Origin of the sequence: Aequorivita capsosiphonis DSM 23843 (assembly GCF_000429125.1) — a bacterium.
GTDB classification, from domain to species: domain Bacteria; phylum Bacteroidota; class Bacteroidia; order Flavobacteriales; family Flavobacteriaceae; genus Aequorivita; species Aequorivita capsosiphonis.
In genome coordinates this window covers 101,670-119,028 of the sequence record NZ_AUBG01000014.1, presented here as the reverse complement: position 1 = coordinate 119,028, position 17,359 = coordinate 101,670, and the positions used below count along the sequence as shown (strand labels likewise).

The 17,359-nt window shown below is 36.4% G+C and carries 18 protein-coding genes; 15 read left to right on the top strand and 3 right to left on the bottom strand.

Going from position 1 to position 17,359, the window contains the following annotated elements:
• The first annotated feature begins 140 nt into the window (after positions 1-140).
• The 12 genes from G440_RS0112825 (at position 141) to G440_RS0112770 (ending at position 8,561) form a co-directional block, all read left to right on the top strand.
• Entirely contained in the window at positions 141-1,397 is a 1,257-nt protein-coding gene (locus G440_RS0112825; RefSeq protein WP_026451675.1) for a hypothetical protein, read from the top strand.
• Positions 1,398-1,444: 47 nt separating this feature from the next.
• Positions 1,445-2,728, top strand: coding sequence for a glycosyltransferase (locus G440_RS19985; RefSeq protein ID WP_084426781.1), 1,284 nt, complete (start codon positions 1,445-1,447; stop codon positions 2,726-2,728).
• A gap of 210 nt (positions 2,729-2,938) precedes the next feature.
• Positions 2,939-3,232 carry a putative quinol monooxygenase gene (locus G440_RS0112815; protein WP_026451674.1) on the top strand — a complete coding sequence of 98 codons (294 nt, stop codon included), beginning with the start codon at positions 2,939-2,941 and terminating at the stop codon, positions 3,230-3,232.
• A gap of 80 nt (positions 3,233-3,312) precedes the next feature.
• A complete protein-coding gene (locus tag G440_RS0112810; RefSeq protein ID WP_026451673.1) occupies positions 3,313-3,711 on the top strand; it encodes a GlcG/HbpS family heme-binding protein in 399 nt (132 codons plus the stop codon).
• 191 nt (positions 3,712-3,902) lie between these two features.
• On the top strand, positions 3,903-4,484 hold the full coding sequence (locus tag G440_RS0112805; protein ID WP_026451672.1) for a Crp/Fnr family transcriptional regulator: 582 nt from the start codon (positions 3,903-3,905) through the stop codon (positions 4,482-4,484).
• Between the two features lie 75 nt (positions 4,485-4,559).
• A complete protein-coding gene (locus G440_RS0112800; RefSeq protein ID WP_026451671.1) occupies positions 4,560-4,946 on the top strand; it encodes a VOC family protein in 387 nt (128 codons plus the stop codon).
• A 108-nt stretch (positions 4,947-5,054) separates the two neighbouring features.
• Complete coding sequence (locus G440_RS0112795) at positions 5,055-5,510, top strand: GyrI-like domain-containing protein (RefSeq protein WP_026451670.1); 456 nt, start codon at positions 5,055-5,057, stop codon at positions 5,508-5,510.
• Between the two features lie 171 nt (positions 5,511-5,681).
• Positions 5,682-6,410: a phosphatase PAP2 family protein gene (locus G440_RS19980; RefSeq protein ID WP_026451669.1), complete on the top strand. Its 729-nt coding sequence runs from the start codon at positions 5,682-5,684 to the stop codon at positions 6,408-6,410.
• Positions 6,411-6,604: 194 nt separating this feature from the next.
• Complete coding sequence (locus tag G440_RS19975; protein WP_084426766.1) at positions 6,605-7,309, top strand: SanA/YdcF family protein; 705 nt, start codon at positions 6,605-6,607, stop codon at positions 7,307-7,309.
• 6 nt (positions 7,310-7,315) lie between these two features.
• Positions 7,316-7,891 carry a pentapeptide repeat-containing protein gene (locus G440_RS0112780; protein ID WP_026451668.1) on the top strand — a complete coding sequence of 192 codons (576 nt, stop codon included), beginning with the start codon at positions 7,316-7,318 and terminating at the stop codon, positions 7,889-7,891.
• A 65-nt stretch (positions 7,892-7,956) separates the two neighbouring features.
• Positions 7,957-8,274, top strand: a complete 318-nt coding sequence (locus G440_RS0112775) for a type II toxin-antitoxin system RelE/ParE family toxin (protein ID WP_026451667.1) — start codon at positions 7,957-7,959, stop codon at positions 8,272-8,274.
• Positions 8,275-8,276: 2 nt separating this feature from the next.
• Positions 8,277-8,561, top strand: a complete 285-nt coding sequence (locus tag G440_RS0112770; RefSeq protein WP_026451666.1) for a helix-turn-helix domain-containing protein — start codon at positions 8,277-8,279, stop codon at positions 8,559-8,561.
• Between the two features lie 246 nt (positions 8,562-8,807).
• Here G440_RS0112770 and G440_RS19970 read toward each other — a convergent pair whose 3' ends face one another.
• On the bottom strand, positions 8,808-10,418 hold the full coding sequence (locus G440_RS19970) for an FG-GAP-like repeat-containing protein (RefSeq protein ID WP_084426763.1): 1,611 nt from the start codon (positions 10,416-10,418) through the stop codon (positions 8,808-8,810).
• A gap of 18 nt (positions 10,419-10,436) precedes the next feature.
• On the bottom strand, positions 10,437-11,792 hold the full coding sequence (locus G440_RS0112760; RefSeq protein WP_051285366.1) for an Ig-like domain-containing protein: 1,356 nt from the start codon (positions 11,790-11,792) through the stop codon (positions 10,437-10,439).
• 323 nt (positions 11,793-12,115) lie between these two features.
• Between G440_RS0112760 and uvrB the strand changes: the two genes are divergently transcribed.
• Both uvrB and G440_RS0112750 read left to right on the top strand, forming a co-directional pair.
• The gene (gene uvrB, locus G440_RS0112755; protein ID WP_026451664.1) at positions 12,116-14,113 is read left to right on the top strand and encodes an excinuclease ABC subunit UvrB; all 1,998 of its coding nucleotides are present in this window, start codon (positions 12,116-12,118) and stop codon (positions 14,111-14,113) included.
• Positions 14,114-14,247: 134 nt separating this feature from the next.
• Positions 14,248-14,850: a hypothetical protein gene (locus G440_RS0112750; RefSeq protein ID WP_034259512.1), complete on the top strand. Its 603-nt coding sequence runs from the start codon at positions 14,248-14,250 to the stop codon at positions 14,848-14,850.
• Here the strand turns inward: G440_RS0112750 and G440_RS0112745 are convergent.
• Positions 14,847-16,373: a GH3 family acyl-acid amido synthetase gene (locus G440_RS0112745; protein WP_026451662.1), complete on the bottom strand. Its 1,527-nt coding sequence runs from the start codon at positions 16,371-16,373 to the stop codon at positions 14,847-14,849. The two genes, G440_RS0112750 and G440_RS0112745, sit on opposite strands and share 4 nt — an antisense overlap.
• A 117-nt stretch (positions 16,374-16,490) precedes the next feature.
• Between G440_RS0112745 and rluF the strand changes: the two genes are divergently transcribed.
• The gene (rluF, locus tag G440_RS0112740; protein WP_026451661.1) at positions 16,491-17,342 is read left to right on the top strand and encodes a 23S rRNA pseudouridine(2604) synthase RluF; all 852 of its coding nucleotides are present in this window, start codon (positions 16,491-16,493) and stop codon (positions 17,340-17,342) included.
• Positions 17,343-17,359: the final 17 nt, after the last annotated feature.

Genomic DNA, 17,359 nt, shown 5'->3' with positions numbered 1-17,359 from the left:
GCAACTAAAACTCTGCGCCCTCTGCGCCTCCGAGGTTATTTTTTCACCACAAGCAGAAGTTCAACAGCAAACCTTAAACTTGAAATAACTCTTAAATCATTGATCACACCTTACCCACACCTAGTAAAAATATTTAGCAAATGAAGTTTTTAAAATTAATTCCTATACTTTTTGTAGGTGTAGCAATACTGGTTTCTTGTAAAAACGTAAAAAAGAAAGCCATAACCCCTTCCAAAATTGATGCAACTTCGGAAATTGTAGCATTATTAGAAAATCCAAGCTCGGGCAATAGTTCTTTACCTAGGCTTTTTGGAACGGAGAATCAACTTTTTATGTCTTGGGTGGAAGAGAAAGATTCCATTTCAGTATTATATTTTTCGACGCTTGAAAATGGAAAATGGACAAAGCCTTTCGAAGTAAATTCGGGAAATGATTGGTTTATTAATTGGGCAGATTTTCCCACTATTGCTGAAAACAATGGGAATATTCTTGTAAGCCATCTTCAGAAATCAGCGGAAGACAAATATACTTATGATGTAAAAATGGATCTTTTCTCAGCAGAAACCAAGACATGGAAAAAGGATATTCTATTGCATAATGACGGAACTGCCAGTGAACATGGTTTTGTTTCGGTGGTTCCTTACGGTAAATCTTCTTTTTATGCAATCTGGTTAGATGGAAGAAATACCGTAGCGGGAGCAGATGGCCATGAAGCTCACGGTGGTCCGCCTATGTCGCTTCGAGGGCGTGTGGTTCACGCAGATGGCAGCATGGAACCTGCTGTAGAACTAGATAATCGTGTTTGTGACTGCTGCCAAACAGGAATGACTTCCATAGACGGTGCCCCATTATTGGTTTATAGAGACAGGTCTGCTGCCGAAGTAAGAGACATTGCTCGCATCGGGCTTTTTGAAGATTCATTTTCGGCCCCGCATCCAGTTTATAATGATAATTGGAAAATTTCTGGCTGTCCAGTTAATGGGCCGGTAATTGATGCTTATAAAAATAATGCGGCGGTTGCGTGGTTTACCGCTGTTAATAACATTTCTAAAGTTCAGCTTGCTTTTTCGAAGGATAAAGGCAAAACTTTTGGAGCACCTATTCAAGTAAATGAAAACAAAACTATGGGTAGGGTTGATGTTGTTATGACATCAGAAAATACTGCTATTGTAAGTTGGGTGGAAAATATAGGAGACGAAACCCTGATTCGGGCAATGCGGGTTTCCAAAGATGGCGCTAAAGCGTTTCCTGTTACCATTTCAAAAACAAGTTTTGAGCGAGCAAGTGGTTTTCCGCAATTGGAAATTGTAGGAGATTCACTTTATGCAGCTTGGACAAATGTTGATGGAGACAATAATTCTATTAAAACCGCATCTATTTCTATTAAGAGTTTGTAATGGAATTTTGTGCTTCTGGCAAATCCGTATCTTTGAAAAAAATACAATTGAAAAATCTTCTCATCATTGGCCATACTTTCCCCGAACCGAGCACCACAGCTGCGGGAAGCAGAATGATGCAGCTTATTGAATTGTTTAAAGAAGATAATTACCAAATCACTTTTGCTAGTACTGCGGCAATTTCTGAGCGAACTTTCAATCTGGAAACTCGAAATATTTCAGTAAAAAGTATTCTGCTGAATGATTCTTCTTTTGATGAATTCTTAAAACCACTAAATCCAGAAATCGTCATTTTTGACCGTTATATTACGGAAGAACAATTTGGTTGGCGTGTTTCTGAAACCTGTCCAAATACTTTAAAAATCCTCGACACCGAAGATTTACACTTTTTAAGGAAGGCTAGGGAAGGGGCAATAAAAAAAGACGTATTGGTTTCTGATGCAAACCTCTTTTCAGAAATTGCCAAACGGGAACTTGCAAGTATTTTACGCTGTGATCTTTCGCTGATCATTTCGGAATATGAAATGGAGTTGCTTCAGAATACCTTTAAAATAGCTCCACAATTACTTTATTACTTACCTTTTTTGGTTGAAATTTTTTCAGAAGAAACTACGATTCCATCCTTTAAAGAACGACAAAACTTTATGACCATTGGCAATTTGCTTCACGCACCAAATATAGATTCAGTATTGCAGTTAAAGAAAATTTGGTCTGAAATAAGAAAACCGATTCCCAAGGCAGAACTGCATATTTACGGCGCTTATGCCCCACAGCAAATCCTTCAGCTTAACAATAAAAAGGAAGATTTTATTATAAAGGGATGGGCAGAAGATTTGGAGAAAACTTTAAAAAGCTATCGTGTGCTTTTGGCTCCAATCCGTTTTGGTGCGGGGCTTAAAGGTAAACTTTTAGATGCGATGCACTTTGGCTTACCTTCGGTAACAACAGAAATAGGTGCGGAAGGTTTATGCGGTAAACTTCCTTTTGGCGGTGCCATTACTTCTTCTAAGGAAGATTTCATCAAAAACTCAGTGCAATTATATTCCGAAGAAATCCGCTGGCAAGATGCGCAGAAAAATGGTTTTAGAATTATTCAGGAACGTTTTCAAAAAGATCTTTTTTCTGAAGAATTTAAATCGCGTATCGCTGATCTTTTGGCCAACCTTGACGCACATCGTAAAGAAAACTTTGTTGGACAAATATTACAATATCACACGCTACAAGGCACAAAATATATGAGTAAGTGGATTGAAGCGAAAAACGCAACTTCGCAAAACACTTCTCCAGTTTGTTTTGCCAATACCGATGAGGTTCGGGATGATTACAAATGAGTTCAATTTTATAATCGGGCTGAAAAGAATAATTTTTGCAAAAAAATTTAGTCCTGTAAGTTGATTCCCTTTTATAGTGTGGCTATTTTTCAATTTTCCAATTTAGATAAATTTATAAATCCGTGTTAACCCTAAGCTTAACACAATCTTCACTACTTTTAAATTTCAACAAGTTATATTTATGAAATAGAAATTTCAAAAAAAAACAAGATGAAAAAGTTAGGATTATTAGTTAGGTTAAAGGCCAAAAGCGGAAAAGAAACTGATGTGGAATCTTTTATAAGAGGTGCAATAAATCTTGCCCAGCAGGAAGACAAAACCCTTACTTGGTACAGTTTTAAGATAGATAACAACACCTTTGGCATTTTTGATACTTTTGAAAATGAAGAAGGCCGCGAAGCACATTTAAATGGTGATATAGCCAAAGCCTTAATGGAAAATGCTAGCAAACTACTTTCTGAAGATCCAAAAATTCAAAAGCTTGACATACTCTCTTCAAAGTAAAGGAGCAACTCAATAATAAATAATAATAATAAAGAATAGCAATAAATAATAATACTGAATAACAATAAATAATTATAACAATGAATATCACATTAGAACAAGCGGAAAAAGTAATTGCCGCAGCCAAGAAAAAAGCAAAAGAAATAGACACTAAAATGAACATCTGTGTAGTAGATGGTGGAGCAAATCAAGTGGCCTTCGTTCGTATGGATGGCGCGTGGCTGGGTTCTGCAGATATCGCACTAAAGAAAGCGAAAACTGCTAGATTCTTCGATATGCCTTCTGGAGAAATAGGAAAACTCTCGCAACCTGGCGAATCGCTATATAATATTGAACATTCCAACGGTGGGTTAATCTCCTTTCCCGGAGGTGTGTTGATAAAGAACAAGAATGGCGACATAATTGGTGCTGTTGGCGTAAGTGGAAGCGTTGTAGAAAATGATCACGCCGTTGCAACTGCAGGCTCAGAAGCATTATAAGCTTCCTTTAAAATCGACTAAGAAAGACTCCATTTGGGGTCTTTTTTGCTTTTGACAGATATGCTGATGCTTTATTTTTGAAACTTCTTTTAGACAATAATTATTTGTGCTTAAATATTTCAACTCCTAAATATTCTTAAATTTTTAGCTTATTTTTATTTGCAATAATTTAATAAGCAAACACTTAAACTATGGATCATCTCTTTTTTGAAAAAATATACGCGCATCCTTCTCTTAACAAAGAAGATTATAAAGAGCTGATCGCTTCGCATACAAAGATTGAGTTTTCAAAGAATGAACTTATATTGAATGAAGGAAAAATCAGTAATTCGTATTATTTAATTGAAACTGGATTGCTTCGTTCCTTTGTAATCGATTTTAAGGGCAATGAAATAACTACAGCATTTTTTGGCCCCAACGAAATATTGATTGAAGTTCCTTCACTATTCCTAAGAATACCTTCCAAAGAAAATTTACAAGCCCTGACAAACGGCACTGCATGGAAAATAGAATTTTCTGATTTTCAAAAGTTGTTCAGCAGCATTGCCGGTTTTACGGAATGGGGAAGAACGTGGATGTCCAACCAATTGTTTATTTCCAAACAACGCGCGGTAAATATGCTCACCCAAAGCGCTACAGAAAGATATTTAGATCTCATAAAAGATCAGCCTGAGATTATTAAGCAAGTTCCTTTAAAATATATAGCTTCTTATCTGGGTGTTACCGATACTTCCTTAAGCCGAATTAGAAAGGAAATCTCCATAAATCCTTAAACCTTGTCCTAAGGCAAGAAAATTCAGGATTAAAGATGTTAGTTTTGGTTATGTTCAACTAAAAAACTAAAAATTATGAAAACTAGCAATCCTGTAGTATGGTTCGAAATTTATGTAAACGATTTAAAAAGAGCCAAGAAATTTTATGAAACGGTACTTAAACTCGAATTAAGTGAATTACCAATGCCAGACACTGGAGAGGAGATGCAAATGCTCTTTTTTCCGATGGAAATGAACGGAGATGGAGCCGCCGGTGCCTTGGTAAAAATGAAAGATGTTAATCCCGGTGGTAATTCTACCGTAGTGTATTTTGGCAGCGACGACTGTAGTATTGAAGAAAAGCGAATAAAAGACGCTGGTGGAAAAGTTATTAAACCAAAGCAATCGATTGGAGAATATGGATTTATGGTTTTGGGAAGTGATACCGAAGGAAATATGATTGGTGTGCATTCAGAATCTTAAATCAGTGGTTCTTGGTTTACTTTAACTATATTGCCTAGATTGAATTTTACTGGTAGGCGCTTTGCTGAGCTTGTCTAGGTGCATAAGATATAGATGAAAAAACTCCAAATGACAACAATTGAAAGTTTTAAAATAATAGGAATTGAAATAGAAACCACCAATGAAGCCGGGAAATCGGCAGTGGATTTGGGAAAGTTGTGGGGGCGTTTTTATACCGAAAATATTCCTGCTCAAATTCCTAATAAAACCAGCGAAGAAGTATATTCCATTTATACCGATTACGAATCGGATTATAGAGGAAGCTATAAAACGATAATCGGTCAAAAAGTAAATTCGCTTGACGAAATTCCAAAAGGATTAATAGGTCGTGAGTTTAAAGCTGGAAACTTTAAAAAGTTTCTTGCCAAGGGAGAAATGCCCAAAGCTGTAGCCGATAAATGGCAGGAGATTTGGGGAAATGACTCCGAATTAAACCGAAGTTATACTTATGATTTCGAGGTGTATGGCGAAAACTCACAAAACGGAGAAAATTCTGAAGTGGAAATTTATATAGCCATAGAATAAGGAAACTCAAATTTCACAATCGTAATAGTATTAGGGATACTTCAAAATAAAATCTGCAATTTACGTTGTTGAGGTTTAAAGTCAGAGCCCACTTAAGTTCCTAAAATTTATAATCTAAAAATTATCGCTACTTCCTAAAATGAACTTATCTTTAAAGTTTTTCCTTTAGAAATGAGGCAAACCCTATTTGAATTAATACGAAATTTTAGAGATTTCTTAAAACACCATTTTAGGAAAGACAATCCCAAACTACCTTATATAATTATTGTTCTAGTAGCTCTTATTATTGTAGTTGCCGGAATAAACATCTTTATAGAACTAACCGAGTTTTTAAAGGATGACCTGTTGGCCCAATACGACCAACAGATTTCAGAATATGTGGTTTCTTTTCGCTCACCATTGCTCACCGACTATTTTATTTTTATAACAGATGTAGGGGATGTTTATGGCTACTTAATTGTGCTAGCCCTCGCCATAGTTGTAACTGCCCTGTATTTTAAAAATTGGAAATATATTCTTCAAACAGTCTTCGTACTGCTATTATCTTCAATATCAAACGTTTTATTAAAAAGATTGGTAAATCGCGCACGGCCGGGAGTGGAACATTTGGTTGTGGTAGAAACCTTGAGCTATCCCAGTGGCCATGCCATGGGTGCCATGGCATTTTATGGGTTTTTAATCTACCTCTTTTCCAGATTTAAAATAAACGTCTTCCTTAAATTTGTTGTTATTCTACTGTTAATAACTGTAATCTTTAGCATTGGTATGAGCCGTATCTACTTAGGCGTTCATTTTCCTTCAGATATTGCTGGCGGATATATTGCTGGGTTGATATGGGTGTTTTTCTGTATTCTTCTATTTAATTTGGCAGAAGTTTTCAGAAGAGATCCGACGGTATAATACTTTGCTATTTATTAATCCTGTTTTTTTACTTCCGAAGTTATTTCCCTTGAAAATATAAGTCAAGATAAAATCCGTTCCGTAGCTTTGTCTCGTGGGCTATCAATACTAAAACAAGTCTTCCTTTAAAAGCATTTTTTCTGAAACAGACTTTGCTTTATCGCAGCTAAAACAAGTTTTACCCTTCTCAAAACATGATTAAAAAGAGATTCATTCAAATTATTGGCTTATTGGTTTTTGGGGTACTATTGTTGATTTTTTATTCAAATTACACCATAACAAATTCTACCAAAGGCAAGACATTTTCAAATAGCTCCACTATAAAAAAGAATAGGGTCGGTCTGCTCTTGGGAACTGCGAAATATTATAAGGAAGGAGGAATAAACCTTTATTTTAAATATAGAATCGACGCTGCTGTTGAACTTTATAGAAAGGATAAGATTGATTTTATTTTGGTTAGTGGCGATAATGGCTCGCAATATTATAACGAGCCGATGACATTCAAAAAGGAACTTATAAAACGAGGTATTCCAGAAGAGGTTATCTTTTTAGATTACGCTGGATTTCGAACCTTGGATTCCGTCGTACGTGCTGAGGCTGTTTTTGGTCAAAATGAATTTACAATCATTTCGCAGCAATTTCATAATGAAAGGGCAATTTATATCGCAGAGAAAAAAGGAATCAATGCCATTGGTTTTAATGCGCAAGATGTTGAAGGAACGAATGGGTTTAAGGTAAAACTCCGTGAATATTTTGCAAGAACGAAGGCGTTTCTAGATATCGTATTCAATGTTGAACCCAAATTTTATGGTGATAAAATTGAAATTAAAAAATTTGAAAAGGTGGACACAATTTTAAAAATCGATAGTTTAGAAGTTGATAACCTACAAAAAAAGTAATGAAAAATGGATATTAAATATATTGACGAACAGACGTTTACTAATATTAATTATGCTGAAAAATCTTTAGATATAGCCGAGTACGAATATTGTACATTTATAAATTGTAATTTTTCGAACACCATTCTTTCTGAAATTAGATTTTTGGAGTGTGAATTTTTTGATTGCAACTTCAGTAATGCTAATTTGGTAAACGTATCATTTCAGGATGTTAAGTTTAAAAATTGCAAAATGTTGGGATTACAATTTGACTCCTGTAGTCAATTTGGTTTTGCTGCAAGCTTTGATGCATGTCAATTGGATCACTCCATTTTCTTTAAAATGAAATTGAACAGAAGCTCCTTTTCTAATTCGCAATTGAAAGGCGTCGATTTTACGGAAACAGATTTAAAAAAATCAAAATTCATTGGCTGTAACTTGCTAGAGGCAACATTCCAAAATACAAATCTAGAAATGACAGATTTACGGAATGCCACCAATTATTCTATAGACCCCGAGCAAAACCGAATAAAAGGGGCTAGGTTTTCGATGCCTGAAGTTGTAGGGCTTTTGGATAAGTATCAGATAAAAATTGAGAAGTAAAAATTAGCTTTCGAAAATTTTTAATTTGAACAGTACAAATGTAACTAATTCGTTACATTTGTGCTATGAGAGAAGTCGATATAACGGAAGAATGTCTGAGCTTTATAGACAGCCAAGACGAACGGGTTTCGTTGAAATTCTTTCAGCTTATCGAAGTTATCGGAGAAATAAAAGTCGTAAACTCAAACTTTCTGAAAAGACTGCAATCAACACAATTTTATGAATTGCGAATTAAAGCTGGTAATGAATATCGCGTTATAAATTTTGCTGAATGCACCAAAGCAGTATGCCTTTGTGGTTTTCTAAAAAAATCAACGAAAGATTACAAAAGAGCGATAAAGCAGGCTGAAAAAATATTAAAAGAGTACTTAAAAGAGAAGTAATTATGGGAAAGTCATTAAATGCAAGGGAATTAATTGCCAAAAGATATGGAGAAGAAGGAACTCAAGAACGTGAAAAATTCCGCGAAGGTGCTTTTTCTTTTTATTTTGGAGAGATTATAAAAAATCGCAGAAAGGAATTAAATATGAGTCAACAAAATCTAGCTGAAAAAGTTGGCAAAAAAAGACCTTATATCTCACGAATTGAAAACGGTGAGGATATTCGCTTGTCTAATTTCGCTTTATTGGCCAACGCCTTGGGATTGTCAATAGAATTAAAAACGATTTAGAAGTAACCAAAACACCACAAAGAGCCAAAAGAACTAAAAGAAGCTCTTGCTTCTTGCTTAATCCCAAAACAGTTTTATATTTTCCAATTGCTAAAATTTTTTGGCAACTGGAATATTAGAGAAAATAAAAGGCAAAAGGTTTACCTCGACACAATCGCAAAAATGGTTGTCTTTTTTACTGCATTTCTCATAGATGAAGCTAGTAAAAATATAAGGAATGAATGTATTTAAATCTTCTCTTAAAACCTACTTTTTAATAAACCGCTGCGTTTTTATTGTATTACTATCTTGAATTTTAAGAATGTAACTTCCTGTTGGCAAATTTGAAACCTCAATATGACTTAGGTCAACTTTAGCGTCCATCACTTTTCTGCCTTGAATATCAAAAATTGAATATGCTGGGTTTTTAAAACCTGTTAAGTTGCCAAGGTTTAGAGTTTCTTGAGTTGGATTGGGATAAAGAATAAGATTGCTTACTAAATTATCATTTAAACTGAGAATTGTAGAGCCTTCAACCACAGAAATCACTTGATCGACAGCTACATTTTCTAAAGTATCTATGGTACCGGAAGGCCAAGTAATTGTAAGCGAAGTAATCTCGGTATCTGCCCCTAAACCAAAATGGGTGTTCAGGGTGCTCATGTATTTAAAACCTTCGCCACTTCGCACCTCACGAATTTGTGTTCCTAAGTCTGACGTGATGGCAACTCGAGCCCCAATACCGTTTATATTACTTTCTACACCTATCGTGTTAATGGTTATCCAATGATTTGCGTTGGCATCATTATAATAAATATATCCGCCCGTAAAACAATCGATAAATCCGTCATTATTTAAATCGCCTAAAGAGCCATTGTTATTAGGCAATGCGTAAGGAATTAAAGTGAAGGTTAAGTCGCCATTGTTTAGAAGAATATTTCCATTAGATAAAATATCAACATAACCATCATTATTGAAATCATAGCTGCAATTTTCAATTCCAGTAATAGTTAATGCGTGTATTCCTGTAGTTTCCGAAATATCTGTAAAAGTTCCATCGCCATTATTCCTATTTAATTTATGGGTGAAATTGCCATCGCTACTTCCAATAAAAACATCCAAATAGCCATCATTATCAAAATCTGCCCAAGTGGCAGACCAAGTTTGCATATTGTCTTTTAGTCCGGTAGCTTCACCTACTTCTACAAAATTACCCGCTCCATCATTTTCGTATAGTTGATTTTCACTTCTTTCATTCACATCTCCGTTCACATTGCATTTTGCGATAAACGCATCCATATCGCCGTCATTATCATAATCTATCCAAACGGATCCATAATTTCCTCCCGAATCAAAATCGCCTATATCCCCTTGATGAAACGTAAAGCTTCCGTCTCCGTTATTAATATAATAAACGCTTGGAGCAACATCGTGGCATACAAAAGCATCTAAATGGCCATCATTATTGATATCTACAAAGTTGGAACGTTGCGAAAATACATATTGCGGAAATGAAACTTCTTCAAAGCCAGTACCTGTATCATTTGCTTTCATAAAAGTAACACCGTTAGCTCCTCCGTAAAGTAAATCGGTAAACCCATTTTTGTCATAGTCTGCAGCTGCTAGACTCCAAGAAGGGGTATGGTCTGCATACGTGGTAGGGATATTTGTTTCTAAAAAACCACCGTTCGGTCGTTGATAATGTATTTGAATATTGTTGGCGGTTACCGAAACCACATCATCTAAAAAATCACCGTTCATGTCAACTACAGCACGTTCTGCGCCAGTTGTTGAAATAGGGGAAAATGTAAATGAAACCTGCGCATTTGCAATTCCAAAAAACGCCATTATTAAGATTAGTGTAAATGTTTTTTTCATATCAATAGATTTAATTGGTTAGTCGCATGGTATATTGAGGGAGTTAATCCATTCTTCTAAAACAGGAAGAAACGCTTCATCCGCTAATGATCGCCCAATCATGGGCATGGCATACTCTTCTAATGTGGTGGCAACTCTAAAATACAGAATTGAATTTTCGGCATCACCCGGTATAATGAGTTTTGCACCATCATACCCGGGAATCTGAAGATCGGGATCTGTGCAAATGCCTAAATTATCGTGATCGTGGCTTTCTCTAAACGCCAATCGCAACGAACGTGCGCCACAATGACCGCCATCTATATGACAATGGGCGCAATTCATATCAAAATAGGAACGTACTCTTACTTCCAAACTCTGTGAAATGTCTTTCCAACTTGGTACTGTTTCAATGGTAGCGGGAATATTTGTATTTGAAAGATATCCTATTTCTTCCCATTTGTGAAGTTGATTTTCAATTCCGTCGGCATATTCATAAATAGCATTTAAGTTTTGCGGCTTTGGCCCGATAGGGAAAACTACGTCGTTGGATTTATGACAAATAAAGCATTCTAAATCTGAAGGGATTCTGTAGTTAACCGATTTTGTGACCCCATTTTCCACCCATTCAACTGGAACATTAAAGCCGTATCCGGTTGTATTAAGAATGGCTTCTTGTTGCTCTTCATTCCAAATATAATTTGCAAAAATCCAAGCTTCATCTTTTTTAATTAACAAACGGGTTTCGATATTTTGAGTGGTGTTATTAGGTAAAACATTTTCATAAAAGAAGCTTTTAATCAAAACACTCCCAGTAGGAAAGTTTAAGACGTTGCCATCACTCACATATGTTGCTTTTACATTATAGGGCATCCAAATAAAACGCTTTTTATGTGCGTAATCTGAAAACAAAGGGTTTATGGGCTCATAGGGTAAAACACCATATACAGGAGATAACTGAGCTAAGTTTCCTTCAAAGAAATTATAATCGGAAAGCTTCTCAAACGGAACGGTATTAATATCAAAATTCACTGGGGAAAAAGGCAAAACCTTAATGGTCACAGTTGCAGTGGCGCAACTTTGTCCCGTAGGATCACAAACAGTATATTCAAAAGTTACTTCCCCTACAAAAGTTTCATTAGGGGTATAGTGCATAGAGTCATCTAGAATATTTGTTGGAGTTCCATTATTTTTTATAGTCACCGTTCCACTATGGGGAGCTGTAACTGTTATTTCCCCGTTGGCGGGAATATTGGAGTCGTTATCAAAAACAGCGATTTCCAGGGAAGAATTTTGAAAGACCTCTCCAATATCTGCATTGGCAATAATATTTAAAGGAACGTAGCCTGAGTCTTCATCGTCCTTACACGCGTAGAAAGCAATGAAAGAAAACATCAGAAAACATATTCGGAATACAATAGATTTCATATAATGATTTGGGTAATTTATTATGAATAAGCGTTCAGTTGATTTTAAAAGACATTAAAATTAAGAAAAAATTATGATTTAAAATACAATTGTTAATGTTTTGAAGAAAACATATAAAATTTGGTTCTCAAGGCTTGTTGCGATTTTTAAAACGAGTTGGAGTTCAAGAATACTGTTTATTATTTATTCAAGTTGCTAAATACTATGGGAAAGCATTAAAACCAAAACGCCTTGAGCTCTCCGACTCACCTCTATTTTCATTACTTTTGTAAAGCATTGAAAAAGAATCTATGAATTTCAAAATATCCTCAGAATTTCAACCTACAGGCGACCAACCTGGGGCGATAAAATCATTAGTAGAAGGGCTCAATTCCGAAGAAAAATATCAAACACTCTTGGGGGTTACGGGCTCTGGGAAAACTTTTACCATGGCAAATGTGGTCGAGCAAGTTCAAAAACCCACAATCGTTTTAGCGCATAACAAAACCTTGGCTGCCCAGCTTTACACCGAGTTTAAAAATCTGTTTCCAGAAAATGCGGTGGAGTATTTTGTGTCCTACTACGATTATTATCAGCCGGAAGCTTTTATACCCAGTAGCGGAACCTACATTGAGAAGGATCTTTCTATCAATGAAGAAATCGAAAAAATGCGACTTAGTACAACCTCTTCATTGCTTTCAGGTAGGAGGGATGTGCTTGTAGTTTCCTCAGTTTCCTGTTTGTACGGTATTGGAAACCCTGTGGAATTTCAGAAGAATGTAATAAGTTTGGAAAAGGGACAAGTTCTTTCCCGTACAAAGTTGTTGCACCGTTTGGTACAAAGTCTTTATTCTCGAACGGAAGCTGAGTTTAACCATGGTCGTTTCCGAATAAAAGGAGATACTGTTGATGTCTTTCCTGGTTATGCTGATAATGCATTTAGAATTCATTTCTTCGGAGATGAAATTGAGGAAATTGAGGTTTTCGACCCTCTAAATAACCATGTAGAAGAAAAATACGAGCGATTGAATATTTATCCTGCAAATATGTTCGTTACGTCACCGGATGTTTTACAGGGAGCGATTAGGGGTATTCAGGATGATTTGGTTTTACAAATAGAGTATTTTAAAGAAATAGGAAAGCATTTGGAGGCGAAACGTTTGGAAGAACGTACCAATTTTGATCTTGAAATGATTCGCGAGCTTGGCTATTGTAGCGGAATTGAAAACTACTCGCGTTATTTGGATCAACGTTTGCCAGGAACGCGACCGTTCTGTCTTTTAGATTATTTTCCGAAGGATTATTTAATGGTTGTAGATGAAAGCCACGTTTCCATTCCGCAAGTGAGTGCGATGTATGGAGGCGACCGTTCCCGAAAGGAGAACTTGGTGGATTATGGTTTCCGCTTACCAGCTGCCATGGATAATCGACCACTGAAATTTGAAGAATTTGAGGCCCTGCAAAACCAAGTGGTTTATGTTAGCGCAACTCCTGCAGACTACGAACTGGAAAAAAGTGGTGGAGTTTATGTGGAGCAAATTATTCGTCCTACTGGTTTATTGGATCCACCAATTGAGGTGCGACCAAGCTTAAACCAAATTGACGATTTGCTAGAGGAAATTCATCTTCGTATAGAAAAGGACGAACGTATTTTAGTGACCACGTTAACCAAAAGAATGGCAGAAGAGCTCACGAAATATTTAATACGTGTTCAAGTTCGCACCCGCTATATCCACAGCGATGTAGATACTTTGGAACGTGTGGAAATCATGCAGGATTTACGTTTAGGTCTTTTTGATGTTTTGGTGGGAGTAAACCTATTACGGGAAGGACTTGATTTACCGGAAGTTTCCTTAGTTGCAATCTTGGATGCCGATAAAGAAGGTTTCTTGAGAAGTGAAAGATCGCTTACTCAAACCGTTGGTCGTGCTGCACGAAACTTGAATGGTAAAGCAATTATGTATGCTGATAAAATGACCAACAGTATGCAGAAAACTATTGACAGCACAAATTATAAGAGGGAAAAACAGATGGAGTACAATGTAAAACACGGCATTACACCAACTGCAATTAAAAAATCCTTTGAAAACTCGTTGACAAAATCCAAACAAGCTGCATACACTTTTGAAACTGCAGAAAGCTTAGCGGCAGAGTCGGAAGTGGAATATTTAACCAAACCGCAGATAGAAAAGAAAATTCGCGACAGTAGAAAAGCTATGGAAAAAGCCGCGAAAGAACTTGATTTTATGATGGCTGCGAAGCTTCGGGATAAGATAAAAACCTTTCAAAAACAGTTGGAGGCGGTTTAAAAAATCAAGGTTCAAAATTCAAGATTTACTAAATAATAATTACTTGAAAAACTCATAACTCATAACTCCACACTTATAACTTTATAATGTTGTTAACGTCCTTCATAAAACCTATTTTGTATTTTACCCTTTCTATGGCTACAGCACAAAACATTGATTTGGATAATAAAATTATTCCCAAGAATATAGAACAAGAAGCATTAGAGGCGCTCTCATTTTATCCAGAACTTGCCGAAACTGCTATTGAATTTAAGTTTAAGGATAATATTAAAAAATCTACGATGCAGGCGCAGCCGCGATTTGCCAGTTTCTTTAAGCGAAAAGAGAATCGAGAGTATGTAATTCTTATCAGTCGAAATATTCAGATTGAAGGAGAGCGGTTTACGATGGATGATATTCCTTCCGACGTAAAAATTGGATGGATCGGTCACGAATTGGGGCATGTGGTAGATTACAGTCACCGAACCAATATGGGGATGCTTATTTTTGGGTTAAAATATCTCTTTTCGTCAGCACATATTAAGGAAGTGGAGCGCGCGGCCGATACGTTCGCTATCGCTCACGGAATGGGAGATTATATCTTAAAAACCAAGAACTTCATTTTAGATAATGCCGATCTTTCCGAAAAGTACAAAGAGCGAATCCGCAGATTGTATATTTCTCCTGAAGAGGTAATGGAACTTATAAATGAAAATAAAGTCCACGAAGAACCTGAAATTGTTGGAGAGAAGGATTAATTAGCTTGTGATTCAACAAATTCTTCCCATTCTGCAAATTTCTCCTCGTCCATCACCTTTTCCATTTTTACCTGTCCGCCTTTCTTTTTATTTCTGGCATTCCATTCGTGGAAAATATCGGGATTGATGGTTGTTACCTTAACACCTTTTAATGCCTTTGATCTTGCCACCGCGTAATTATTATTTGCTTCTTTAAGAGATTCATCCAATGCGTTCGCGATTTCTTCGGAATTGATTTCCGTTTCCGAGCCCAAATACCAATGATGATAGAATTCACCATCAACCTTAACTGCCGCCAAAGTAAACTCAGGAACTTTAATATCAAACTTTTCTTCCATTTCCTGCAAAGCGACTTCCATTTTATTGACTGAAAGCTGTGAGCCAACAACATTTAAAAAGAATTTGGTCCTACCGGTTATTTTGATTTCTGCCCTTTCAACATCAGTAAAGGCGATGGTATCACCAATCAAATAGCGCCAAGCGCCCGAAACGGTACTTATTATTAATACGTAATCTGTATCCAGTTCAACTTCAGCTAGCGTTAAGGCAGGAGCGTCTTGCGAAAGCGAGCCGTCTTCGTTAATATATTCTGGTAGAAAAGGAACAAACTCAAAATAGATTCCGTTGTCTGTCACTAATTTCATCGAGGTAGTTTCAGGTCTATTTTGAAATGCTAAAAATCCTTCCGAAGCCAAATAGGTATCTATAACAGTTATTGGATGGGCGAGTAATTGATTAAAACTTTTTTCATAAGGCTGAAAAGCAACTCCACCAGTGGTGTAAACCTGTAAATTAGGCCAGATTTCGTGAATGTTTTTTACGTTGTGATGTTCAATTACTTTTTTAAGCATCAATTCCATCCACGATGGAATCCCACTTAGTGCTCCAATATCCCAATCTAATGCGCGTTTGGCGATGGTGTCCACTTTTTCGTCCCAATCTTCCATTAACGCAATTTCTTGACCCGGTTTATAAAAACCGCGAAACCAAAAAGGAATATTACTCGCACTAATTCCACTTATTTCTCCTTCTAAAAATTGGTTTTGTTCTTGAAGATCGGTGCTGCTGCCGAGCATCATAATTTCCTTTTCGTAGAAATCTGAAGGGACATCAAAGTTTGTAAGCGCTCCTACTTGTTTAATTCCAGTGGTGCGGATGGCTTCAATCATATCGTCGGTAACAGGAATTTTTTTGGATGTTTTCCCAGTAGTGCCACTGCTGCGAGCAAAATAGGTTGGACAGCCCGGCCAGGCTATATCTTCTAAGCCTTCTTGGGTTTTATTCCACCATTCGGTTTCCATTTGGTGATAGTCGAAATACGGTAATTTTTCCGAAAATGTTTTTTGGATATCCTCAGCTTCTAAAATTTTTGAAAATCCATAATATTTACCGAATGCAGTATCTTTTGCTTTTTCCAGTAAATGCTCAAGTACTTCTTTTTGGGATTCTATGGGAGATTTATCTGAGACAATAGCGCCGCGAAGATCTATTGCAGTTTTGATAATGGAACCGAGTATTGCCATATAAAATTAAGTTTTGTGGAAATTACAATTTTTCAACTTTATGAAAAGTATGTTTAAATCAATTTTAACCTTTTTGATTTCGGATACCTAGCAGTATCTTTACAAAAAAAGAAATTTATGCATCATCCAGATTCCGTTAGAATAAATAAAGCCATCAGTGACAGTGGATTTTGTTCCCGTCGTGAAGCCGATTCAATAATCGAAAAAGGCCGTGTTACCATCAATGGTGAAAAAAGTACATTGGGCGATCGGGTTATGCCTGGAGATGAGGTTCGCGTTGATGGAAAACTTATTACAGAAAATGAAAATCTGGTTTATATAATGTTGAATAAACCTGTCGGAATTACCTGTACTACGGACCGGCGATTTGATGATAATGTGGTGGATTTTATAAACCATCCCGAACGTATTTTCCCTGTTGGAAGATTGGATAAACCCAGTGAAGGCTTACTTTTATTAACGAATGAAGGTGATATTGTAAATAAAATTCTTCGCGCTGGAAACGCCCACGAAAAGGAGTATATAGTAAAAGTGGATCGACACATTACAGATGAATTTTTAAAAAGAATGGGTTCTGGAATCCCTATTTTAGATACGGTAACCAAACGTTGTAAGGTAGAGCGAATCAGCCGATTTGAATTTCGAATTTTTCTAGTTCAGGGTCTAAATAGACAAATTAGAAGAATGTGTGAATATTTAGGCTATGAAGTTGTGGCTTTACAGCGGATACGAATTATGAATTTAGAATTAGGTGATTTGCCAGTGGGCGAGTGGCGTGATCTTACTTCCGAAGAACTAAAGGCTTTAAAAGATTCAGTAAAAGATAGCGATGGCCTGCCAAAAGCTTATGGAAATGTAGGTCGAGAGAAACCAGAAGAAGTAAAGCCAGAAGTAAAGAGACGTGAAGAACGAAAAGCAAATCGGGAGCAACAAAGCACAGGGGGAAGAAGGAGAAGAGGGCCTAATTAGCACCAAAGAAAAACCGC